The 22,871-nt window shown below is 64.9% G+C and carries 22 protein-coding genes and 1 tRNA gene; 16 read left to right on the top strand and 7 right to left on the bottom strand.

Annotated elements, in window-relative coordinates:
• The first annotated feature begins 8 nt into the window (after positions 1 to 8).
• Entirely contained in the window at positions 9 to 503 is a 495-nt protein-coding gene (locus E3O11_RS04475) for a hypothetical protein (RefSeq protein ID WP_092449278.1), read from the top strand.
• Positions 500 to 874, top strand: a complete 375-nt coding sequence (locus tag E3O11_RS04470; RefSeq protein ID WP_092449277.1) for a hypothetical protein — start codon at positions 500 to 502, stop codon at positions 872 to 874. Before E3O11_RS04475 ends, E3O11_RS04470 begins: the two co-directional genes overlap by 4 nt.
• Here the strand turns inward: E3O11_RS04470 and E3O11_RS04465 are convergent, their stop codons facing one another.
• Positions 875 to 1,270: a DoxX family protein gene (locus tag E3O11_RS04465; protein ID WP_092449276.1), complete on the bottom strand. Its 396-nt coding sequence runs from the start codon at positions 1,268 to 1,270 to the stop codon at positions 875 to 877.
• Positions 1,271 to 1,356: 86 nt separating this feature from the next.
• On the opposite strand from E3O11_RS04465, the gene serA reads away from it, so the two are divergent.
• On the top strand, positions 1,357 to 2,949 hold the full coding sequence (gene serA, locus E3O11_RS04460; protein WP_092449275.1) for a phosphoglycerate dehydrogenase: 1,593 nt from the start codon (positions 1,357 to 1,359) through the stop codon (positions 2,947 to 2,949).
• A 170-nt stretch (positions 2,950 to 3,119) separates the two neighbouring features.
• On the opposite strand, the gene E3O11_RS18400 is transcribed toward serA, so the two are convergent.
• The gene (locus tag E3O11_RS18400) at positions 3,120 to 3,683 is read right to left on the bottom strand and encodes a TetR/AcrR family transcriptional regulator (protein ID WP_092449274.1); all 564 of its coding nucleotides are present in this window, start codon (positions 3,681 to 3,683) and stop codon (positions 3,120 to 3,122) included.
• Positions 3,684 to 3,887: 204 nt separating this feature from the next.
• On the opposite strand from E3O11_RS18400, the gene E3O11_RS04450 reads away from it, so the two are divergent.
• Complete coding sequence (locus tag E3O11_RS04450) at positions 3,888 to 5,390, top strand: MFS transporter (protein ID WP_241991141.1); 1,503 nt, start codon at positions 3,888 to 3,890, stop codon at positions 5,388 to 5,390.
• A 78-nt stretch (positions 5,391 to 5,468) separates the two neighbouring features.
• On the opposite strand, the gene E3O11_RS04445 is transcribed toward E3O11_RS04450, so the two are convergent.
• On the bottom strand, positions 5,469 to 5,720 hold the full coding sequence (locus E3O11_RS04445; RefSeq protein ID WP_092341415.1) for a DUF6458 family protein: 252 nt from the start codon (positions 5,718 to 5,720) through the stop codon (positions 5,469 to 5,471).
• A gap of 111 nt (positions 5,721 to 5,831) precedes the next feature.
• Between E3O11_RS04445 and E3O11_RS04440 the strand changes: the two genes are divergently transcribed.
• From E3O11_RS04440 to E3O11_RS04430, 3 genes are read left to right on the top strand one after another with little or no spacing between them, the layout of a single operon-like run.
• A complete protein-coding gene (locus E3O11_RS04440) occupies positions 5,832 to 6,902 on the top strand; it encodes a 3-isopropylmalate dehydrogenase (protein WP_092449273.1) in 1,071 nt (356 codons plus the stop codon).
• Entirely contained in the window at positions 6,899 to 8,002 is a 1,104-nt protein-coding gene (locus E3O11_RS04435) for a branched-chain amino acid aminotransferase (protein ID WP_092449272.1), read from the top strand. The genes E3O11_RS04440 and E3O11_RS04435 overlap by 4 nt, the downstream gene beginning before the upstream one ends.
• Before the next feature lie 33 nt (positions 8,003 to 8,035).
• On the top strand, positions 8,036 to 8,755 hold the full coding sequence (locus E3O11_RS04430; protein WP_092449271.1) for a fumarylacetoacetate hydrolase family protein: 720 nt from the start codon (positions 8,036 to 8,038) through the stop codon (positions 8,753 to 8,755).
• A gap of 57 nt (positions 8,756 to 8,812) precedes the next feature.
• Here E3O11_RS04430 and E3O11_RS04425 read toward each other — a convergent pair whose 3' ends face one another.
• Complete coding sequence (locus tag E3O11_RS04425; protein WP_092449270.1) at positions 8,813 to 9,430, bottom strand: TetR/AcrR family transcriptional regulator; 618 nt, start codon at positions 9,428 to 9,430, stop codon at positions 8,813 to 8,815.
• Between the two features lie 101 nt (positions 9,431 to 9,531).
• Here E3O11_RS04425 and E3O11_RS04420 point away from each other — a divergent pair, with 101 nt between their 5' ends.
• Both E3O11_RS04420 and E3O11_RS04415 read left to right on the top strand, forming a co-directional pair.
• On the top strand, positions 9,532 to 10,566 hold the full coding sequence (locus tag E3O11_RS04420) for an NADP-dependent oxidoreductase (RefSeq protein WP_092449269.1): 1,035 nt from the start codon (positions 9,532 to 9,534) through the stop codon (positions 10,564 to 10,566).
• 53 nt (positions 10,567 to 10,619) lie between these two features.
• Entirely contained in the window at positions 10,620 to 11,327 is a 708-nt protein-coding gene (locus E3O11_RS04415; RefSeq protein WP_092449268.1) for a type 1 glutamine amidotransferase domain-containing protein, read from the top strand.
• Positions 11,328 to 11,400: 73 nt separating this feature from the next.
• On the opposite strand, the gene E3O11_RS04410 is transcribed toward E3O11_RS04415, so the two are convergent.
• Positions 11,401 to 12,570: an aminotransferase class V-fold PLP-dependent enzyme gene (locus E3O11_RS04410; protein ID WP_092449267.1), complete on the bottom strand. Its 1,170-nt coding sequence runs from the start codon at positions 12,568 to 12,570 to the stop codon at positions 11,401 to 11,403.
• A gap of 82 nt (positions 12,571 to 12,652) precedes the next feature.
• Between E3O11_RS04410 and E3O11_RS04405 the strand changes: the two genes are divergently transcribed.
• From E3O11_RS04405 to E3O11_RS04385, 5 genes are all read left to right on the top strand, one after another.
• Positions 12,653 to 13,594: a LysR family transcriptional regulator gene (locus tag E3O11_RS04405; protein WP_092449434.1), complete on the top strand. Its 942-nt coding sequence runs from the start codon at positions 12,653 to 12,655 to the stop codon at positions 13,592 to 13,594.
• Positions 13,595 to 13,711: 117 nt separating this feature from the next.
• On the top strand, positions 13,712 to 15,235 hold the full coding sequence (gene gltX, locus E3O11_RS04400) for a glutamate--tRNA ligase (protein WP_092449266.1): 1,524 nt from the start codon (positions 13,712 to 13,714) through the stop codon (positions 15,233 to 15,235).
• A 104-nt stretch (positions 15,236 to 15,339) separates the two neighbouring features.
• Positions 15,340 to 15,411, top strand: a tRNA-Gln gene (locus tag E3O11_RS04395).
• 709 nt (positions 15,412 to 16,120) lie between these two features.
• Positions 16,121 to 16,474, top strand: a complete 354-nt coding sequence (locus E3O11_RS04390; protein ID WP_092449265.1) for a hypothetical protein — start codon at positions 16,121 to 16,123, stop codon at positions 16,472 to 16,474.
• Entirely contained in the window at positions 16,474 to 17,364 is an 891-nt protein-coding gene (locus E3O11_RS04385) for a hypothetical protein (RefSeq protein ID WP_198415545.1), read from the top strand. Before E3O11_RS04390 ends, E3O11_RS04385 begins: the two co-directional genes overlap by 1 nt.
• Positions 17,365 to 17,489: 125 nt before the next feature.
• Here E3O11_RS04385 and E3O11_RS18035 read toward each other — a convergent pair whose 3' ends face one another.
• Complete coding sequence (locus tag E3O11_RS18035) at positions 17,490 to 17,765, bottom strand: VOC family protein (protein ID WP_241994638.1); 276 nt, start codon at positions 17,763 to 17,765, stop codon at positions 17,490 to 17,492.
• A 702-nt stretch (positions 17,766 to 18,467) separates the two neighbouring features.
• Between E3O11_RS18035 and E3O11_RS04370 the strand changes: the two genes are divergently transcribed.
• Together E3O11_RS04370 and E3O11_RS18030 are read left to right on the top strand one after the other, a co-directional pair.
• Positions 18,468 to 21,251 (top strand): response regulator, encoded by a 2,784-nt coding sequence (locus tag E3O11_RS04370; protein ID WP_134495415.1) that lies wholly within the window; start codon positions 18,468 to 18,470, stop codon positions 21,249 to 21,251.
• On the top strand, positions 21,251 to 22,156 hold the full coding sequence (locus tag E3O11_RS18030; protein ID WP_092449263.1) for a response regulator: 906 nt from the start codon (positions 21,251 to 21,253) through the stop codon (positions 22,154 to 22,156). Before E3O11_RS04370 ends, E3O11_RS18030 begins: the two co-directional genes overlap by 1 nt.
• Here E3O11_RS18030 and E3O11_RS04360 read toward each other — a convergent pair.
• Complete coding sequence (locus E3O11_RS04360; protein ID WP_092449262.1) at positions 22,151 to 22,858, bottom strand: TetR/AcrR family transcriptional regulator; 708 nt, start codon at positions 22,856 to 22,858, stop codon at positions 22,151 to 22,153. The two genes, E3O11_RS18030 and E3O11_RS04360, sit on opposite strands and share 6 nt — an antisense overlap.
• Positions 22,859 to 22,871 lie beyond the last annotated feature (13 nt).

Here is a 22,871-nt window from a genome sequence, read left to right as displayed (position 1 = left end):
CTGGAAAAATGAATGCCACACGCGACGACGATGCGCTGAACTGGGCCGGTGACGACGACCCGACGTTGGCTCCCGGGGGAACCGGTCGGGCCGCGCCAGAGACGACCAGCCTGCCGGAGGGGTGGACCACCCCCAAAAAGGATGCTGCCCCCACCGACATCGCAGCGGATGCCGATAAGACCGAATCGGATGGCGCGGCCGCGAGCTCGGCCGCCCTGGTGGGCGTGGGCATCCTCGCCGGAATGTACCTGCTCTACTCGATCGGCTGGTTCATTGGCGTGTCCCGTCTCGCGCGTTCGACGGTTCTCACTTCGGGCGATCCCGTCGCCGATTTTATGACCTCCCTCGGCGGCTGGCTGGCCGTGGCGGCACCCGTGATCTGGTTTGGGGCGACCTTCTGGCTCACCCTGAGCCGGCCGCGCGCACGCTGGGTCTGGTTGCTGATCGGCGCGGTCGTTTTGATTCCCGTGCCCTTCCTGCTCGGATCGGGGCTCCCCGGATGAGCGACCTCGAGCCCACCGGCACCGTTGGTACGAATACCGTGCACCGTCGCCGCCCGCCGCGCTGGATCCTGCTGACCATCGCACTGTTCATCGGACTGTTCTACGCCTACGACGTCTGGGAAGCCATCGGCAACCTGGTCGGTCTGAACCTGCAGGCGCAGTCCCTCGACACCCAGCTGAGCGGCTTCGGTTGGGCCGTGCTGATCTTTGCGGTACTCCTGCCGGTGCTGGTCTACGCCCTGGCCTTTTGGCTCGGCCGCAACCGGGCCTTCGGAGTGCAGGCGCTGACCCTGCTCGTCGGACTCTGTGCGGTTGCTGCCCTGTCGCTCGACATCGCCACGGTGTTCGGCCTCGGTCGGCTGATCGCCTGACTAGATCACGGCGACCACGATCAGAGCCATCAGCACCAGTTGGGCGATGAGTCGGGGAACGAACGGAATCGCGATCCGCCCGAATCGTTTCTTGTGCCGGGCGGCATAGGCGTTAGCCGGAAACACCGCCGCCAGAAACAGCACGAGAGCCCCAGCAGCTAGCAGCATAGTCGGGGGATACAGCAACCCGAAGCCGCCGGCCAGCTCGCACAGCCCGGTGAACAGTACGAGGTTGGTCGGGTTGGTCCAGCCCGCCGTGCGCAGTCGCGGCGGAATCATCGCCGCCATGGTGCGCTGCACCGAGGGCAGAAAATGGATGATCCCGGCGCCGATGAAGACCACCGCGAGAATAACCCGCAGGGCCAGTTGGAGTCCGTCTATTACGTCGCTGCTCATGGCTCTATTGTGCAGCCGGTAGGGTGGAAAAAGAGTGGCGCCTATTGCCCTGCCACCAACACCCGCAATCTAAGGATCCGATTTTATTGTCGAAGCCCGTCGTCCTGATCGCCGAAGAACTTTCCCCCGCCACCGTCGATGCTCTCGGGCCCGACTTTGACATTCACCAGGTAGACGGCACGGATCGCTCCGCGCTGTTCGCCGAGCTCGCCACCGCGCAGGCCGTTCTGGTGCGCTCCGCCACCAAAATGGATGCCGAAGCGATTCAGGCCGCTCCGTTCCTGAAGGTCATCGCTCGTGCGGGCGTCGGCCTGGACAACGTTGATATTAAGGCGGCCACCGCGGCCGGCGTCATGGTCGTCAACGCTCCCACCTCCAACATCATCTCGGCCGCTGAGCTGACCGTCGGGCACATCCTGAGCCTCGCCCGTCACATCCCCGCCGCCTCCGGCGCTCTCGCCGACGGTCAGTGGAAGCGCTCCAAGTACACCGGCACCGAGCTGTACGAAAAGACCATCGGCATCATCGGTCTCGGCCGCATCGGCGCCCTGATCACCGCGCGCATGCAGGCCTTCGGCACCAACGTCATCGCCTACGACCCCTACATCACCTCGGCGCGCGCCCAGCAGCTCGGCGTGACCCCGGTCACCCTCGATGAACTGCTCGCGCAGTCCGACTTCGTCACGATTCACATGCCGAAGACGCCGGAGACCACCGGAATGATCGGTGCAGCCCAGCTCAAGCTCATGAAGCCGACCGCGTTCGTCGTCAACGTCGCCCGCGGCGGACTCATCGACGAAGACGCACTGCACGAAGCCCTCGTCGCCGGCACCATCGCCGGCGCCGGCCTCGACGTGTTCGTCAGTGAACCGCCGACCGGCTCGCCGCTGCTCGGCCTCGACAACATCATCACCACGCCGCACCTCGGTGCGTCGACCGACGAGGCGCAGGAGAAGGCCGGCGTCTCCGTCGCCAAGTCCGTGCGCCTCGCACTGTCGGGCGAGCTCGTGCCCGACGCGGTCAACGTCGCCGGTGGCGTCATCGATCCCTACGTGCGTCCCGGCATCCCGCTGGTCGAAAAGCTCGGCCAGGTCTTCTCCGGTCTCGCCGCCCACAGCCCGCTCACGAGCGTCGACATCGAGGTGCGCGGCGAACTCGTCGAGTACGACGTCAGCGTGCTCAAGCTCGCCGCGCTCAAGGGCATCTTCACCAACGTGGTCAGCGAAACCGTCTCCTACGTCAACGCGCCGCTGTTGGCCGATCAGCGCGGTGTCACCGTGCGCATGCTCACCGACGCTGAATCGCCCGAGTATCGCAACGTGATCACCCTGCGCGGAGCCCTTGCCGATGGTTCGCAGGTCTCCGTCTCGGGTACCCTTACCGGCACCAAGCAGATCGAGAAGATCGTCGAGATCAACGGTTACGACGTCGAGGTTCCGTTCGCCAAGAACCTTATCGTCATGCTTTACACCGACCGCCCCGGAATCGTCGCCGTGTATGGCCGCGAATTCGGTAACGCCACCATTAACATCGCCGGCATGCAGATCGCCCGCCACGTGGCCGGCGGCAAGGCTCTCAGCGTTCTGACCGTCGACTCCGAGGTTCCGGCCGGTCTGCTGGCCTCTGTTCGCGCGGCCATCGAAGCCGAGATCATGGTGGAGATCGTCCTCACCGACTAGCTCTCTTCGAAACGGATGCGAGTGGGCAGAGGCAAGGCCGGCGCCCACTCGCATCCGCTGTTAAACGACTCCGACGCGCGAAGTGAGTCCGAAGGGTCGCAAATCGTACTGCCGGGGTTGGTTTAGGACGTTTTACGACCCCGCGCGGCGTGGGCAGCGGGATATCCGGTTCAGGTCTGCGGTAGGATCCGGCCGATCAGGGTGATCAGCCGGGTCATGGACTCGGCGGTGTGCTCCTGCGGCGCCAGTTCGTGTTCGGCTAGCGAACTGTTGACGTAGAGTCCGTCGCTAATGAGCATGATCGCCTCGGCGGTATCCGGGTCGTGGACAGCGTCTTCGATGACCGAGAGCCAGCGCCGCCGAATGTCGCCGAGCACCTGCATGGCCCGTGGATCGCGACCCTGGGCGAGGCGGGAGCCAGCGATGTAGGCGCGGTCGAGCGGGCTGCCGGTGTGCACCGAGGTTCGAATGAGGTAGTCGACCGGGCCGGCCGGGGCCGTGCGGATGTTCTCGGCATCCTCTTTCGCGAGCGCATCGAGACGGGCCAGCATGCCCTCGATCAGGGCGCCTTTCGAGCTGAAGTGATAGAGCAGTCCGCCCTTGGAGACCGCAGCGGCCGCCGCGACGGCATCCAGCGTTGCCGAGCGCTCTCCGCCCTCGACCAGCAACTCCTCGAAGGCATCGAGCAGACGATCCCGGGTAGGAACGGATGATGCTGGCACATTTTTCGACATTGGCCCATGGTACCGAAATGGGCGGGCTTCACGCTGGACAACTATACCGTCCAGCCGGTACAGTAAACCTTGTGCCGCTGAAGGAGCGGTCGCAAAAACTACCCAGAGAGTGTTGAGATCGTGTCTGCCCCTGTTGTTCCCACCAAGCCCCTTGACCTGACCAGCACCGCCCTGAGCAGCGCGACCCCGCAGGCGCGCGGCGCCGTGTCCGCTCTGACAGTCGTGCACGATCGCCGACGATGGTGGGCGCTCGCGGTGCTGATGCTTCCGGTGCTGCTGGTGTCGATCGACAACACAGTGCTCAACTTTGCGCTCCCCGCCATCTCGGAGGCGACTCGGCCGACCGGGGTGCAGCTGCTCTGGATGGTCGACATCTACCCGCTCGTGCTCGCCGGCCTGCTCGTGGCAATGGGCAGCCTGGGCGACCGCATCGGACGTCGCCGCCTGCTGATGATCGGTTCGGCCGGCTTCGGTGTGGTATCGGTGTTCGCGGCCTTCGCCCCGAGCATCGAGGGGCTCATCATCGCCCGCGCCGCCCTCGGATTCTTCGGCGCCATGCTCATGCCGTCGACTCTGTCGCTGCTGCGTTCCACCTTCGTCGACCGCGACCAGCGTCGCCTCGCTATCGCGATTTGGGCCACCGGCTTTGCGGCTGGCAGCGCCCTTGGCCCGGTGGTCGGCGGCATTCTGCTCGAGCACTTCGCCTGGGGCTCGGTCTTTCTGATCGCCGTTCCCGTTCTGCTGCCGCTGCTCGTGCTGGCGCCAATTCTGGTGACCGAATCGCGGGATCCGCACCCGGGGCGTATCGACCTGCTCAGTATTGCCCTCTCACTCGGCACCATGCTGCCGATCGTCTACGGCATCAAGAGCATCGCCGAGCACGGCGTGACCTGGATCACGGTCGCCCCGATCGCGCTCGGACTGGGGCTCGGCGTCTGGTTCGTGCGTCGACAGCTGCATGTGCCGAACCCCATGCTCGACATGGGGCTGTTTCGACGCGGCGCTTTCAGCGGCGCGGTCGGCGTCAACTTGCTCAGTGTCACGGCGCTGGTCGGCTGCCTGTTCTTCATCTCGCAGCACCTGCAACTCGTGCTCGGGTTGTCGCCGTTGAACGCTGGGCTGGTGCTCGTTCCCGGCCTGGCCGCGATGATCGTGGCCGGACTGCTGATCGTGCCGATTGCACGCCGGGTACGGCCGTCGCGGGTGGTGCCCGTGGCGCTGCTGGTGTCGGTGGCTGGATTCGCGTCGATCGCGCTGCGCGGCGGTGCAATCGATGCGTTCTGGATCGGCGTCGCCTTCGTGCTGCTCGGCATCGGAATCGGCGCGGCCGAAACCGTCTCGAACGAGCTCATCGTGGCGACCGCGCCGGCCGACAAGGCAGGGGCGGCATCCGCTGTGTCTGAAACAGCCTACGAACTGGGAGCGGTGCTCGGAACGGCCGTACTCGGCACCATCCTCACCGTGTCCTACCGGGCGGCGGTACTGTTGCCGGACGGCCTGAGCGCGGCCGACCGGCTGGCGGCGGGGGAGACTCTCGGCGGGGCGGTGTCCGTGGCTCGCCATCTTTCGCCCGCGGCCGGGGAGCAGCTGCTCGAGTCGGCCCGACACGCCTTCGACAGCGGTGTGGGCCTGACCGCCTGGATCGGCGTCGCGCTGGTGCTCGGAGCGGCCGTCGTGGCGCTGCTGTCGCTGCGCCGGGCCCGCTAAAGCCCGCGAAAGCGGGTGAAGCGTTGTTTCGCGAGTGCTGAAGCAACACTTCACCCGCTTTCGCGTGCTGGGGCCGAGCTACAGGTCGTCGATCGAGTTCTCGCGACGGGTGACCTGCTCGCCGTTCGCCGGGTCGGCGATTGTGCGGGTGGTGCTCACACTGTTGCGGCGGCGGGTCATCAACACGATGCCGAGGATCGTCACCAGCGCTCCGGCCGCGAGCAGAATGTAGCCGACGAGCGTCAGATCAATGCCGGTGACGGTCACGTCGAGGGCCCAGACCAGAATGGCGCCGACGACCAGCAGAAAGATTCCTAGTCCGATACTCATGATTTCCTGCTCTCCATTGGTGGTGCCTTGGAGACAAGCCTAGGCACTTCGGCGACAAAGGTAAGGTTTGACTATACGCAATTTAGGTGTTCGTTGACTGTTCGGAGCCGCATGTCTCGTACTATCAAACTCGCTGTCATTCCCGGAGACGGGATTGGACCGGAAGTTGTCGCTGAGGCCGTGAAGGTACTCGGCGCCGTCACTGCCCGCGATGACGTCACGATTGAGACGAGCACCTTTCAGCTGGGCGCCGCGCGGTTTCTCGAAACCGGTGATGTGCTCACCGACGCTGACCTCGCGTCGATTCAGCAGCACGATGCCATTCTGCTCGGCGCCGTCGGCGGCGTTCCCGGCGACCCCCGGCTGAAAGACGCCAACATTGAGCGGGGCTTGCTGCTCGGCCTGCGCTTCGCCCTCGATCACTACGTGAACCTGCGGCCCTGCACGATCTACCCCGGTGTGACGAGCCCGCTCGCCGCCCCCGGCGTGGTTGACTTCGTCGTCGTGCGCGAGGGAACCGAAGGCCCCTACGTCGGCAACGGCGGCGCCATTCGCCGTGGCACCCCGCAGGAGGTCGCCAACGAGGTCTCGGTCAACACCGCCTACGGCGTCGAACGCGTCGTGCGCTACGCCTTCGAGGTCGCCCAGGGGCGTGAGCGCAAGCGCCTCACCCTGGTGCACAAGACCAACGTGCTGGTCTTCGCCGGCAGCCTGTGGCAGCGCATCGTGAACGAGGTGGCGCTGGAGTACCCCCAGGTTGCGGTGGATTACCTGCACGTCGACGCGGCGACCATTTTCTTTGTCACGAATCCGGGTAGATTCGATGTACTCGTCACGGACAACCTCTTTGGCGATATTCTCACCGACCTGGCAGCGGCAATCAGCGGCGGCATCGGCCTGGCAGCCTCCGGCAATATCAACCCGACGGGCCGCTTTCCCAGCATGTTCGAGCCGGTGCACGGCTCGGCCCCCGATATCGCCGGCCAGCAACTCGCCGACCCGACCGCGGCCATCCTCTCGGTGGCGCTGCTGCTCGATCATCTCGGGCTGACGGATGCCGCGGCTCGCGTCAACGACGCGGTTGCCGACGACCTGGCGCGCCGCTCCACTTCGGTGCGACGCAGCACGGCTGAGGTGGGAGACGCCATCGTGACGCTTTTGACAGACAAGGTACTCAAATGAGCAAGACCACAACGTTTCCCCTGAACTTCACCGTCACCCCGTCGACCGAGGCCCGCGCCGAAGCCGAACGCGCCGAAATTCTCGCCGACCCGGGCTTTGGCAAGCACTTCACCGACCACATGGTCACCATTGATTGGTCGGTCGATGCCGGCTGGCACGACGCCCGCGTCACACCCTACGGACCGCTGCTGCTCGACCCCGCCTCGTCGGTGCTGCACTACGGCCAGGAGATCTTCGAGGGTCTCAAAGCGTACCGGCACGCCGACAACACGATCTGGACCTTCCGGCCCGAGAAGAACGCCCAGCGCCTGCAGCGTTCCGCGCACCGGCTGGCTTTGCCCGAGCTGTCCGTCGACGACTTCATCGAGTCGATCAGGCAGATGATCGCGATCGACGGCGACTGGGTTCCTTCAGCGCCGGAGACGAGCCTCTACTTGCGCCCGTTCATGATCGCCAACGAGAGCTTTCTCGGCGTGCGCGCCGCCCACCAGGTGAGCTTCTACGTCATCGCCAGCCCGGCCGGCGCCTACTTCGCCGACGGCGTTGCCCCGGTGAAGATCTGGCTGTCGACCGAATACTCCCGCGCCGGTCGCGGCGGTACCGGCGCTGCCAAGTGCGGCGGCAACTACGCCGCGTCGCTGCTGCCCCAGATGGAAGCCTACGAAAACGGCTGTGCCCAGGTGCTCTTTCTCGACGGCGAGACCGGCAGCCACATCGACGAGCTCGGCGGTATGAACGTGTTCTTCGTGCACGGCACCGACACGCTCGTCACGCCGCGCCTGACCGGATCCATTCTGGAAGGCGTCACCCGCGACAGCATCATGCAGCTCGCCCGCGACCGAGGTATGACGGTGGAGGAACGCGAGGTGACGCTCGGGGAGTGGCGTGAGGGTGTCGCATCCGGTGCCATCACCGAGGTCTTTGCCTGCGGAACCGCCGCCGTCGTCACCCCGATCGGCCAGCTCAAGGCGCGCGACTTCGCGATCGGTGACGCGGATGCCCCCGCCGGCGAGATCACCCTGTCGCTGCGCCAGGAACTCACCGACATTCAGTATGGGCGCCTGCCCGACCGTCACGGCTGGCTCACCCGGCTAAGCTGAACCTTTTGGCCTTTGCGGGCGGGAATGAGACACGTGAAGATCGCACGCTACAGCTACCAGGGCGCCATCGCGTTCGGCATCGTTGACGAGCACGAACTGGTCGTGCTCACCAGCGACCCGATGTTCGCCGGCTTCGACACGACCGGCGACCGGGTCGCCCTGGCCGACGTGAAGCTGCTCGCGCCGGTGATTCCGCGGTCGAAGGTCGTTGCTATGGTCTCGGCCGAGGCGTTCGTGCTGCGGCCGAACACCGCCGTCGTCGGCCCCGGCGACGCCATCGTGCTGCCGGCCGCGTCGGAGCAGATCGAGGTCGACGGCCAGCTCGCCATCATCATCGGCAAGATCGCCAAGAACGTTTCGCCAGCGGATGCTTTGAGCCGCGTCTTCGGCTACACCGTCGCGACGGTCGTCACCGCGGCCAACCTCGCTTCGGGTGTAGCGGGCGCCTTCGACACGTTTTTGCCGCTCGGTCCGGTCATCGAGACTGAATTCGATGAGGCGTCGTCAGCGCTGCGCGGGCTTATCAACGACGAGGAATTTCAGGCGGTCGCGCTTGACGATGACGACCGCATGACCGAGGACACGGTTTCTGCCCTGGTCGCGTTCGCCTCGAGCGTGTTCACGCTGTTGCCCGGTGATGTGATCCTGCCCGGACGCCTGGACACGCCCACGGCCGTCGTCGATGGGGACACGATCACGATGGCGATCGCGGGCATCGGTTCGCTGGTGAACCCGGTGGTGCGCCCCGCCTGACCCGCGAGCGGGCACCAAGATCCAGGCAAAGGCCCGGGCCCGGATCCGGCGCCGGACTCAGTCGGTGGCGTCGGGGAACCAGATCCTGACCTGGTTCGACGCCGTGTTCAGCAGGGCGATCGCCTCATCCCGGTTCACCCGGGCGACGAGCATTGCGCTCAGGGACAGGGAGGCCAGGGTGCGCACGCGCTCGTCGACGGATTCCGCTGCTGACGATGACGATGACGATGACGGTGCCGCGGCCGATTCGAGTGCGTGCCTGAGCGCATCGGTCAACTCGATGCGGTATCCCTCCACGACGGCGCGGGTCGGCTCGTCGTGCGCGGCGAGGCCGGCGGCGCAATTGACCAGAAGGCATCCGGTCTGCGCTGAGTCGGGGGCCTGCGTGACCGTTGCGCGGGCGAGGCCGGCGAAGTACTCGAGCAGGGCTGAGGAATCGCGGGGCCCCGCTCGCAATCCGGCCAGACGTGGCCGGATCACCGTCTCCAGATAGTCGGTGACCGCGGCGTCGAAGAGCCCGCGTTTGCTCCCGAACGCGTGGTACAGGCTGGACCGCCCGACGCCCGTGGCCGCCTCCAGCTCGGCCAGGGATGCGCCGTCGAATCCCTTGTCCCAGAACAGGTTTCGCGCAGCCTGCACGACCACTCCGCTGTCAAAGGTCTGCATCCGCCCCATGTTCGCTCCTTGAATTCTGTCCGACGATCGGACAATTTTGTGCACCGATAAGTCTACTATATAGTAAAACGATCGTTCTAGAACTAGCAGAGGAGCCGACCATGGCGTCAAATACTGTCAGTACCCAGATCCAGCTCGTGAACCGTCCCGTCGGCTGGCCGACGGATGCGGACTTCCGCACCGTGACCGTCGACCTGCCGGAGCTTGCGGCCGGCCAGATTCGAGTCGCGAATGAATTCATCTCCGTCGACCCGTACATGCGTGGCCGGATGAACGATGTGAAGAGCTACATACCGCCGTTCGTGCTCGGTGAGACCATGACCGGCGCGGCTGTCGGCCGCGTCATCGCCTCCGCAAACGAGGCGTTCGCCATCGGCGACGTCGTCACCCATCAGTACGGCTGGCGTGACCTGGTGCAGGAGGACGCCGCCGGCTTCAGGGTCGTTCCCGAGCTCCCCGGCGTTCCGGCCTCCGCTTACCTCGGGGTGCTCGGCATGACCGCCCTGACCGCCTACGTCGGCCTGCTCGAAATCGCGGGGCTCAAGGAAGGCGACACCGTGTTCGTCTCCGGCGCAGCCGGAGCGGTCGGCAGCATGGTCGGCCAGATCGCCCGACTCAAGGGCGCCAAGCGCGTCATCGGCTCCGCCGGATCGCCCGAGAAGGTCGCGCTGCTCACCAGCAAGTACGGCTTCGACGCCGCGTTCAACTACAAGGACGGTTCGATCACGGACCAGCTCGCCGCTGCAGCACCCGACGGCATCGACGTGTACTTCGACAACGTCGGCGGTGAGCACCTCGAGGCAGCCCTGGCCTCCCTCAACGACGGCGGCCGCGCGGCCCTGTGCGGCGCTATCTCCTTGTACAACAGCACGGATGCCCCGGCCGGTCCGAACAACCTGTCCAACATCGTCACCCGCGGCCTGACCCTCAGGGGATTCACCATCGGCAACTACTGGGCCCACCTTCCGGCATTCTCCGCCGAGATGGCCGCCTGGCTGGACTCCGGCGAGATCGTCTTCGACGAGACCGTCGTCGACGGCGTCGAGAACAGTGTCGAAGCGTTCCTCGGCCTCATGCGCGGCGAGAACACCGGCAAAATGGTCGTTCGCACGGGCGGGCTCATCCCGACCCTCTGATTCGAATCACCCCGCACAATTCCGCGAACGACTTCACTGAAAACGGAGACACTATGACCCACGTACTTTTCGTCGTCAGCGCCGCTGACCACTGGACCCTCAACGACGGCAGCCAGCACCCCACCGGATACTGGGCAGAGGAGCTCGCTGAGCCGCACCGCCTGTTCACTGCGGCCGGCTGGCAGATCAGCATTGCCACACCGGGCGGTGTGGCCCCGACCATCGACCCGGTCAGCCTCCGTGCCGATGCGGCCGGGGGAGAGGACCGTGCAGCACAGATCATCGACTACATCGGAACCATCTCCAGCCAGCTCGATGGACCGCTCAGCCTCGACGACATCACCGTGGCCGACTACGACGTGGTGTTCTACCCGGGCGGTCACGGCCCGATGGAAGACCTGGCTGTGGATGCCGACTCTGGGCGCATCCTCACCGAATCTCTCGACACCGGCCGCATCCTCGGCGTGCTCTGCCACGCCCCGGCCGCCCTGCTCGCTGCTCAGCGTGCCGACGACAGCTGGCCGTTCACCGGCTACCGGATGACCGGCTTCACGGACGCCGAAGAGGTTCTCGGCGGACTGGCTCCGAAGGCTCCGTGGCTGGTGCAGAGCCGCCTGGTCGAACTGGGCGCCGACTTCATCGCCGGCGAATCATTCGCTCCGCACATGGAGATCGACCGCAACCTCTACACCGGTCAGAACCCGGCCTCATCGGGCGCCCTCGCCGAGGCGATTATTGCGGCCGTCGCTGAGAAAGCATAACGGCGGGCGACGTCGGGCCCAGGGGCTCGACGTCGCCGACAGGGAACGTACGCCCAGCGTTGCCTGGCTGTACCTAGCCGCGGCGCAGCGCGTCCAGCACGGCGTCCACGTCGTCCCGATCATTCCAAAGATGGAACGCCACGCGGGCTCGACCGGCGCGGCCAGAGGCGGTGATTCCGGCGGAGGCGAGGCGAGCGAGGTCGCGGCCACCGGCATCCGGCCAGCTGACGATGGCCTGATCAAGCCGAGGCAAGCCGAGACCGTCACTCAGGGCATCACCGAGCCCCGCAGTGTGGGCGCGCACTTCGGTCATATCCAGACGGCGGAACAGGTCGATGGCCGGTTCGGCACCGACCCAGGCCGGCCAGGCCGGCGATACGTCGAACCGGCGGGCCTCGGCAGCAAGCGCCATCGCCGGACCGTAGCAGGATGCCCACAGGTCGTCTCCCGCATACCATCCGGCATTGATCGGGTGCAGTTGTGCGGCGAAAGTCTCGGCGACCGTGAAGAACGCAACGCCGCGCGGGGCGCAGAGCCACTTGTAGCTGTGGCAGATAGTAGCGTCGAACTGGGAGGCGTCGACCGGCATCCACCCGGCGGCCTGGGTGGTGTCGCAGAGTGTGAAGGTACCTGTTACACGTGCGGCGGCCCGGATGGCGTCGCTGTCGGCGACAGTTCCGGTGGCGGATTGCACGAGCGAGAAGGCGACCAGCCATGTGTTCGCGGTGAGACTCGAGGCCAGATCGGCGAGGGGGACCTGCCGCACGGTCACGCCGCGGTGCGCCTGGGCCAGAAACGGGAACACCATCGAGCTGAAGTCACCGAGGGGCAGCACCACTTCGGCACCGTCGGGCAGGCTCGCGGCGATCAGGCCGGCCATGACTGAGGTCTGCGAGCCGATCGCGACGCTGTGGGCTGTGACGTTCACCAGATCGGCGTACCCGACGCGTACGCGCTCGACGACCTCACCGTAGCGGGAGGCGCAGGCCTGACCGCCGGCCCAGGCCTCGGTATCGGCGCGCATCGCGGCGATCGTGTCGATCGTGGGCAGTCCGAGGGTGCAGGCGGCGAGGTAGCCGCGGCCCGAGGCGTAGCGGGCGCGGGCTTCGAGGAGGGTTACCGTCGTCGTGCTCGTGCTCGTGCTCGTGCTCGTGCTCGTGCTCGTGTCAGCGGTCTTGCCGGCGCCCGGGTTGGTGGCCGTTTTGGCGGTGGGGCTGCTGGTGCTCGTTGCTGCGGGGCTCATGTTTCTAGTGTGACCATCGAGAATGCATGCGACAACGGCCAGTATCTGATGCATTGCATAACTAAGAATTATGATTGAGGACATGATCCATTTGCCCGGCGAGAACCCCGACATCGGCGCCAACGCACTGAGGGTCGTGGGGGCGGTGCACGAATTCGGGTCCATCACCGCCGCGGCCGCCGCCCTCGGCTACAGCCAGCCGGCAGTGAGCCAGCAGCTCAAACGGCTCGAGAAGCGGCTCGGGCTCGCCGTGGTCGAACGTGTCGGCCGTGGAGTGCGACTGACCGAGGCCGGCCTCGTATTGGCGCGGCACGCCGTGACCGTGGCCACAGCGCTCGATGCAGCCAGGGGGGAGATTGCCGAGCTGCAGGGGCTGCGCACCGGGCTGGTGCGTCTCGTGGCCTTCCCGTCGGCATCCGCTACCCTCGTGCCAAGCCTGCTGGCGCGCATGAAGCAGCAGCATGCCCAGATCAGCATCACCTACCTCGAGGCCGAACCGCCAGAGGCCGTCGCCGCCGTGCGCGAGAATCGGGCCGACCTGGCCATCACGTTCAGCTACCCGGGCGACCGCGTGGATCCGCACCGGGAGAGCGCCCAGGGGCTGCGGGTGGCGACCCTGCGGCGAGACGAGATGATGCTGGTGCTGCCGGCCGGGCATCCGCTGGCCGGTGCTGCCGCACCGATCGACCTCGGCGACCTCGCCGACGAGAACTGGGTGGCCGGGTGCCCGCGCTGCCGCGGCCACCTGCTCGACTTGTGCGATCGCCGCGGATTCGCCCCGCGCATCAGCTATGAGACTGACAACGCCGCCGCCGTGTTTGGCTTGGTCGAGGCCGGCATCGGGGTCGCGCTGCTTCCTGCCCTCGCGATCGAGTCGGTCGGCCGGCGCGCGGGCGCCTCTATCCGTGCCACATCCGGGCAGGACCATCGCACCCTGCACGCCGTGACAGCTGCCGGAGCCGAGCGTGTACCAGCCCTGGCCGCTGCGCTGCGCGCGCTGGTCGCGATCTCGTCGGTCGTCTAGGCGGCGTGCGCCGGGCCCACCTTACGAAAGCGGGCCCATGCTCGATCATGGGCCCGCTTTCCGGGCCCGGGCCCGGAAAGAAGTAGGTCCGGGATCGCCCAACTAGAATCATGAGTAATGTCTGACACCACTGCACACCCGTTTTCTACCGCCACCGGAACCGACGTTCGCGTGCGGTTCTGCCCCTCTCCAACCGGAACGCCGCACGTCGGCCTCGTCCGCACCGCCATGTTCAACTGGGCCTACGCCCGGCACACCGGCGGCACGATGATCTTCCGCATCGAGGACACCGACGCAGCCCGCGACAGCGAGGAAAGTTTTCTCCAGCTCGTCGAGGCGATGCGCTGGCTCGGGCTCGACTGGGACGAAGGCGTGGATGTCGGCGGCCCCCAAGCGCCGTACCGCCAGTCCGAGCGCTACGACATCTACCGCGGAGTCATCGAGCAGCTCAAGGCGAGCGGCCATATCTACGAGAGTTTCGTCACCGGCGAAGAGATCGAGAAGCGTAACCGCGACCTCGGACGTGACCCGAAAATGGGCTACGACAACTTCGAGCGCGATCTCACCGAGGAGCAGAAGGCCGCCTACCGGGCCGAGGGCCGCTCCCCGGCGCTCCGCCTGCGGGTGCCGGACACCGAGCTCTCCTTCGATGACCTCGTGCGTGGCGAGATTACCTTCCCGGCCGGCTCGTTTAGCGACTTCGTGGTCGTGCGGCCGAACGGGCATCCGCTGTACCCCTTCGTCAACCCGGTCGACGACGCGCTCATGGGCGTCACGCACGTTCTGCGCGGCGAGGACCTGCTCTCGAGCACCCCGCGCCAGATCGCGCTCTACCACGCGCTCATCGACATTGGCGTGACCACCTTCGTGCCGCGCTTCGGTCACCTGCCCTACGTCATGGGCGAGAAGAACAAGAAGCTCAGCAAGCGCGACGCCGAAGCGAACCTGTTTCTGCACCGCGACCGTGGATTCATCCCCGAAGGACTGCTCAACTACCTCGCCCTGCTCGGCTGGTCGCTCTCGCACGACCGCGACGTGTTCACGATCGACGAGTTCACGGCCGCGTTCGACGTCGTCAACGTCAACCCGAACCCGGCCCGGTTCGACCTCAAGAAGGCCGAATCCATCAACGGCGACCAAATTCGCCAGCTCGAAGCGAACGACTTCGCCGCCCGCCTGGTTCCCTACCTCGTGACCGCCGGCGTGCTCGGCGAGACCCCGAGCGCCGCCGACCTGGCCCTGCTCGCTCAGGGCGCCCCGCTCATCCAGGAACGCATCGCGCTGCTCGGCGAAGCGCCCGCCATGCTCGGTTTTCTCTTCGTGACCGGCGCCGACCTCATTCTCGAAGCGGATGCCCTCGCCTCCCTCCCGCAGAACGCCGCCGACATTCTCGGCGCAAGTCGTACCGCCCTCGAAGGTATTCCTGCAGTGGAATGGACCACCGACCGTGTGCACACGCTGCTGGCCGAGACCCTCATCGAGGGCCTGGGACTCAAGCCGCGTGTTGCTTTTGGACCGCTGCGCGTCGCACTGTCGGGTCGCAAGATCTCCCCGCCGCTGTTCGAGTCGATGGAAATTCTTGGGCAGGCTGAAACTCTGGATCGCCTCGATCGGGCGCTGGCGGTAGTGACGGCCGCCTGACCGCGGGGTCGGAGGGGCTTCGACTCGCCGGGGGACACCTCGGTTTGGCCTCTCCAGCCCAAGTGGGCTAGGCTACTACTCGGCCCGATCTTCGGATTAGGCATTGGGGTATGGTGTAATTGGCAACACGGATGATTCTGGTTCATTTGTTCTTGGTTCGAGTCCAGGTACCCCAGCACTAGCCGCTGAGTTTCCGCGGAAACCAGGGGCATTTCTTCTTTTCCAGACACCGCCCGCTCGAGGAGTGGCGGCAGACTCGCTCGGGACCGCCATATCGGCGCATATGCGTCGTCGCGTGAGATACCTGCGGTACGGAGTCAAGCGTGGACGTTTGAGCAGGTCCTAACCTGGCAGCGTTGAGGATCGAAGGCGGCCAATTCTCCGGACGCGAATCCTGAGCAACGTGAACGGACGCCCCAGCCTTGAGACCTGGTCACCCTCGGGTCGTGCAGGCGTTGCCCGCAAGCCAGTCTGGGGGGATACTCACAACATCAGTGGCGTTCCGGAGTGAACGCGGCCGGCATCCGCTTCGCTTCGTCGTCACCCTCCACCGGGAGGTTGTCATGGATGCACGACGAACTTTTTCAGTCATCGGCGTCGTTCTCGTCGAGATCGCCCTTGTCGGGGCGGCCCTGACGGGGTGGGCCGTCGCCCAACCTCAGCAGCCTGAGGTCACCCCAAACGCCCCCAGCTCGTCAGCTCCCAGCTCCCAGCACGTCGTCGTCGCCGGCGCCGCCTCCCGACACCGGCGGAAGCAAAATATCGGTCGGGCTCGCGCAACTCTCAATCGGTGGCAGTGTGAGTTTTGACGAAAATACGTTTGCCGACAATTGCGTAACGGTGAACTGAATCGTCGAACAGGATAACTTCAGGATTCCGGAGAATGTGCAGATCTGGATCAGCGGTGCCACCTTCACGGACGACGCCTACGCGCTCGCCGATTCTGGATGCAGCGGCGAGAATCCGCCGTGCATCGGGTTCATCTTCGACGTCGCCAACCAGACCTGCGATCTGGCGATCGCGCCGACCGGCAAACAGCCGAGTTCGCCGGATGTGCAGCTGGACGTGAGCATCGCCGGCGAGGTCATCTGCGCTGAGGGTGAGACCTTTGAGTGCGCGAAATTTTTATCCGCGTTAGTCACCGAGAGCACCCTCAGCATCCCCCTTGACACGCCTCCCGTCGCCGATGCACCTCCCGCGGATGAGAGCTTGGGAGCGACTCTGAGCGGACCCGCCTGATGCCCGATCCGGGGGAGAAGGAGGGTGGTGCACAGTTCGAACGCCGGTTGAACGTTCTCGGCAGCATCATCGCTCCGGCGACGCTTCTGGGCGCCCTGCTTTTCTATTTCGGCTACGTTTCGTCTCGGGCCCAGTACGACTACTTCGGCATTGACGTTGACGTCGACGTCATCGGCCTGAGCACGCAAGACTACGTGATGCGCAGCCCACAGCCGCTCATGCTGCCGCTTCTCGTGTTCGCGCTGGTCGGCGCAGCCCTGATCGCCTGGCACGCGCAGATCCGACGTCGCTCGAGCCGAGCCGGCTGTGCGGCTGCGGTGAGGCGGGGCGTCGTCGTCGGCCTGGTCATCCTGGTAATAGGGGTCGTCGCGCTCCTCGCCTCTCCGCTCCTCGCCGGATGGGGCTACTACCCCCTCGTCACTCCGCTCGTCCTGGCGTTGGGCGGCGCGATCGCAGCGTACTCCCTGGGTACCGTGCGGTTCCTGGCTCGCACAGCCGGTGCGAGTCACCGCCCGCCTCCGGGCGTCGTCGTGCTGCTCTGGGCTGCGGTCGCCGCCTGCGTGTTCTGGGCGACGGCCACGGTCGCGCAGTGGTCGGGCCTGGGTCTCGCCCAGCAACAGGCGCGGCGCCCTGACAACCTTCCCAGCGTCATTGTCGACACCGAGGAGCGGCTCTTTCTCCCGGACGAGGAGCGGGTGAACGAAATCGAGCTGCCCGCGTCGGCCGACGAGACGTTTCGGTTCCGCTATTGGGGGCTGCGACTCCTCATTGTCGGAGGGGATCGCATGTTTCTCATCCCCAACGCCTGGGACAACCACAACACAACTCTCGTGCTGCCGCTCGATGGCTCGGTTCGTCTGCAATTCCAGTTCCGCAATCTTGAGCCCTGAACAAATGCTGGATCGAATCCAAGAAGGTATTTCGCTCGCCGGCTGACGGCGACATCGCCGGCGCGACTCTCGCCGCCGAGGCATCCGCTCTGGATCTGAGCGATGAGTACCGGGAAACGAAATGCTCAGGCGTTCTCGAGTTCCGCGATCACAATCTTCTTCTGGCCCGTCATCACGCCGATCTGCTCGGGTCGGCGAGTCAGATCGGCCATATTCTCGGGGATGATCTGCCAGCTGATACCGAATCGGTCTTTGCACCAGCCGCACTGCTCAGAGTCGGGCACGTGGGAGAGCTTGGCCCAGTACGCGTCAATTTCGCCTTGGTCCTTGCACAACACCACGAAGGAGATCGACTCGTTGAACGTGAAAACGGGCCCGCCGTCTAGACAAACGAAATCCACTCCGTTCAGGGTGAATCAACCGTTCAGCGCCTTGCCGGTCATTCCGGCGAAGTGTTCGTCGAGCGCAGCGTCGGGGTACTCGACGATCGAATTGATCCGCGAATCAGGGAACACGTCAACGTATATTCCATTGCCTCGCGGGCCGTGTCATCGAACCACAGGCACGGCTGGATGGGTAAGAACTCGGCCATCGATACCTCCTTATCGGGGTTTGCTGCTTCTGAAATTAGTTCGACCCTCGACCGTTGCCAAGACTCGTTCAGGGCTGCCCGGGAAGCGCCGGCCGGATGGTGTTTCGGACTAACCGGTGACGGGCTCTCGTCGGTATTCCACCGCGGGAGCGCTGAGTAGCGCGAGTGGACCGACACTGGATTGCACTCGTGGGCAAAAAGTCCGATCAGACGTTCTTGGACTCATCAGGGCAGAGTGAAATTTTGTAATTCAAGCGGATGCCAGATGTGGGTTTCTCGGCGCGTTGTGCCGAATGAGCACAGCACCTGGCGTGACCCGACCAGCTTAACTACCCCCGATGGGGGGTCATTTTGACGATTCGTGATATAGATTTAAGTGAGGGAAATTCCCCCGGTCGACTCGCGGCAATCCAGCGAGGCGAGGTTGCCGACCGCGAGCCTGTTCTGCCATACCGTGAAGCGTTCCCGCACCGCACGCTCACAGCGCACTCTATAGATCACGGAAGGCGTGATGACTATGACCCCCCACAACCGCAAGAATCATTCCCGGCCGTCCGCCGCCGCTGATTCCGCAGCTACGGTCAAGGCGAACCTTCCCGGTGGAGACAGCGCGGTAGCGCAAGAGGCGCTCCTGGCGAAGAATTTGCTGCAGCAGACGGTGAGTTTGCAGGACGCGATCTTCAACAGCGCGAACTTCTCCAGCATCGCCACCGACGCCCAGGGCGTCATCCAAATCTTCAACGTCGGTGCGCAGCGGATGCTCGGCTATACGGCGGAGGAAGTGGTGAACAAGATCACTCCGGCCGAGATTCACGATCCGGAAGAGATTATTATGCGGGCGGCCCAGCTGAGCCTGGAGTTCGGCACCACGATCCAGCCCGGATTCGAAGCACTCGTCTATAAGGCGAGTCGCGGTATTGAAGACATCTATGAAATCACCAAGATTCGCAAGGATGGCAGCCGGTTTCCGGCCATCGTCTCGGTCACCGCGCTGCGTGATGAAGACGCCGCCATTATCGGCTACCTGCTGATCGCTACCGACAACACGTCGCGTAAGCAGGTGGAGGTCGCCCAATCCGTGCTGGACCAGCGGTTGCGCGACCAGCAGTTCTATACGCGCTCACTGATCGAGTCGAATATCGACGCGCTCATGATGACCGACACCCTGGGAATCATTTCCGACGTCAATCAGCAGATGATCGAACTGACCGGCCGAACGCGGGACGAACTCATTGGCGCGCCCTGCCGCAATTTTTTCACCGACCCGGCCCGGGCCGACACGGCAATTCAGCGGGCCCTCACCGAGAGCCGGGTCAACGACTACGAGCTCACGGTGCAAGCGCTCAACGGCGATGAAACGGATGTCTCCTACAACGCGGCAACGTTCTACGATCGCGACCGGGTCGTTCAGGGCGTGTTCGCATCTGCCCGGGATGTGACCGAGAGGAAGCGGTTCGAACGGGCGCTTAAGGAGACCAACATCGAGTTGGAACACGCCAGCCGGATGAAAACGGAGTTTCTCGCGACGATGTCGCACGAATTGCGCACGCCCCTGAATGCGATCATCGGGTTCTCCGAGGCGCTCAAAGACGGGCTCATGGGTGATATGAGCGATTCCCAGCGGGACTATATCGGAGATATCTTCACCAGTGGACATCACCTGCTCGATCTGATCAATGACATTCTCGATCTGTCCAAGGTTGAGGCTGGAATGATGGAGATCGAGCTGGAACCCGTTGATGTGCGCTTGTTGCTCGAGCAGAGCCTGCTGATTGTGCGCGACGGAGCGGCCGCCCACGATATCCAGTTGCGCTTCGAGGGTGCAGAAGACCTCGGCGTGCCGCTTCTCGATATGCGCAAAACCAAGCAAATTGTCTATAATCTTCTGTCGAACGCGGTCAAATTCACGCCCGACTATGGGAATGTCACCCTGATGGCCAAACGGGTGCCGCGGAGCGCCGTCGGAAAAATTGCCGGTTCGTGGCCCGTGCACGATTTTCCGCTGCCCGTCAGCACAGTTTTGGACTTCCTCGAAATTCGCGTCGACGACACTGGTATGGGCATTTCCTCCGAGAATATGTCGAAACTTTTTCTCGCCTTCAGCCAGATCGACAGCACCCTGGCCCGACGGTTCGAGGGCACCGGCCTCGGTCTGGCCACGGTCAAGGAGATGGTGGGGATTCAGGGCGGAACGGTGGCCGTGGCCAGCGCCGAGGGCGAGGGCTCGACCTTTGTCGTGTGGGTGCCGTTGGGAGCCACCGATCAGGTCGCACCGGCCTGGTCGGCGCCGGGAGACGAATTGACGGGGACCACCGATCGCGAGTCGGCACCGGCGAGCAAGGTGGCGGGCGCAACCGACCGGCCCAAGCCGCATCCGTTTAACCCGGCACCGGCTGCCGTCGCGCCAAAGTCGGCCGAGCCGGAAGCGGTAACGCCGGTTGTACCCGACCGGCCGGTGCATTCGACCACGACCGGCCAGCCGGCCGCCAAATCGCAGGAGCAGCAGGAACAGGAAGTGAAGTCGGAGAAACACGTTGCCCTCGTCATCGAGGATGACGCCAAGGGCGCAGAGGTACTGCGGCTGCTGCTCGAGGCTGAGGGGTTTCGCGTCATCGTCGCCCCCAGCGGCGAGGAAGGCCTCGCCCTCGCTCCGCACCAACAACTCAGCCTGATCACCCTGGACATCCGCTTGCCGGGAATGGACGGGTGGGGATTCTTGATTCGGCTGCACGAGTTCGCGGATCTGGCGGCGGTTCCCATCGTGATTATCGCAGGGGATACCGATGTGGCCCTGGCCCTGACCCACGGTGCGGCGGCCGTGTTGGAGAAACCGATCAGTCGGGCAGCTCTGCGGAAATCGTTGAACGTGCTGGGTCTCGGCCCGGACGCGCTCCGCACGCGGCGGGTTCTGGTGGCCGATGACGATCCCGAAACCGTTGATGTGATTGCCCGGTTCCTGACTCGCCCGGAGTACGCCGTGGAACGCGCGTTCACCAAGAATGATGCGATCGAGATGGCGCAGCGCCTGCATCCTGACCTATTGCTGCTCAACCTGATGATGGAAGGGTTTAGCGGTTATCAGGTGGTCCTGGCCCTGCAGAGTGACCCGAATACCGAACACATTCCCGTGCTCGTGGTCACCGGTAAGCGGCTCACCAATCAGGAGCTGGCCCCCGCCGACAGCGACCCGACCCAGTCCGTGCGCGTGCTGGGAACCGAGAACTTCAATCGAACGGCGTTCATAGCCGAGGTGAAGCGAGCGCTAAGTTCGGGCCTGGATCTGGGTGATGAATAGTGGCCAGGATTCTGATTATTGAAGACAACCCGATCAATATGAAACTGGCCAAGCTGTTGGTGCGACGGGCCGGGTATTCGACACTGGAAGCGGTCGATGCCGAGAGTGGATTGTCGCTGGCCCGGGTCGAAGTTCCCGACTTGGTTCTCATGGACATCCAGCTGCCGGGAATGGATGGCTTCGCCGCCACCACCGAGTTGAAGAACGACCCGGTGACCGCCGACATCCCGGTGATTGCGCTGACCGCCATGGCCATGAGCCGAGACCAGGAAAAGGCCCGCACCGCTGGCTGCGACGCCTACATCACCAAGCCCCTGCACTATCAGGAGCTTCAGGACGCGATCAACTGGCTCATGCCGCGGGTGGACGATGCGGTCGCGTCGCACGAAGCGGGATCGCTCACCCGAAATGTTCTCGAGCGCGGGAACGAATTCGAGCAGGCGAGCACAGAAGCGGATGCCTCGCCCTCCCCGGAAAGCCGGGCTGCGGTTCGCGCACCGGGCGCGATCCGCATCCTCGTGGCCGAGGACAACCTGAGCAATCAGAAGCTCATCCTGTGGCAGCTGAACCTGCTGGGCTACGACGCGGATGTGACCGACAACGGTGCGCTCGCGTTCGCGCGGTGGACGAGCGGCGACTACGACCTGGTAATCACCGCTCTGCACCTGCCAAAGATGAACGGTTACGAGCTGGCCTCGGCCATCCGGGCGGCCGAGCCGCCCGGTACGCGGATGCCGATTCTGGCCATGACCGCGAGCGCGGTGCGCGGCAGCGATGCTGACCAGTCGCGCTGGGTCGGCATGAACGAGTACCTCATGCGGCCGCTGCACCTGGCCAAATTGCGCGCGGCTCTCGTTAAGTGGCTTCCGGTCGAATCCGACACCGAGCAGGGTCAGCTCCTATAGACCCGGGATGCTCAGCGTCTGCCGGAGGAGAGTGACCGTGCGGTCCAGCGCCTCGGCCAGGGTCAGCCGGGTGGGGCGTTCCCGACCATCCTCCTGGCTCGTGTCGGCCGTCGCTCCGAACTGGGGGCAGGGAATCCACTGCAGCGCCATGAACCGCAGCACGCCCAGCAAGGCGTGCGTGAGCAACTCGGCCTGGCCGTGTCGAAAGACTCGGTCAGCGTCGGTTTCGGTGTCTGTGTCGACCCCTCGGGCTAGTCGCAGGTAGACGAGCTCAGCGACCTCATCGGTGACCCGGCTCATCCGTTCCAGCTGCTCCTGCAGGAGCTGCGGATGCAGGCCGAAGATCTGAATTCGGTCGGTGAAGAGCTGCTCGTCGATGCCGTCCGGCGGCCCCATCGCGCTCATCAGCGCGAGCGCGTCCGGCAGCAGGTCGTCTCCCGGCGCTGCGATGAACTCGCGAGCGCTTGCCTCGTCAATGGTCGGTGGTTCGGCACCGATAATGGCGGCCGTCTTCGTCTTGAAGTAGTTAAAGAAGGTGCGCTGTGAGATGCCGCTCGCGGTGCAGATCATATCCACCGTGACGTTGTCGAAACCGTGTTCCAGGACGAGGCTGACCGCGCTCCGTTCCACGCGCAAGCTCGTCGCGTGGTGCTTGTCCTCGCGGGAGCGCGGGCGAGTGGAGGTGGTGGGGGTGTCGATCATGACTCGTCCTGGT

This window comes from Cryobacterium levicorallinum (assembly GCF_004402405.1).
In the GTDB taxonomy this organism is placed as follows: Bacteria; Actinomycetota; Actinomycetes; order Actinomycetales; family Microbacteriaceae; genus Cryobacterium; species Cryobacterium levicorallinum.
The sequence above is the reverse complement of the archived record's forward strand: the minus strand, read 5'-3'. Positions and strand labels throughout refer to the sequence as shown.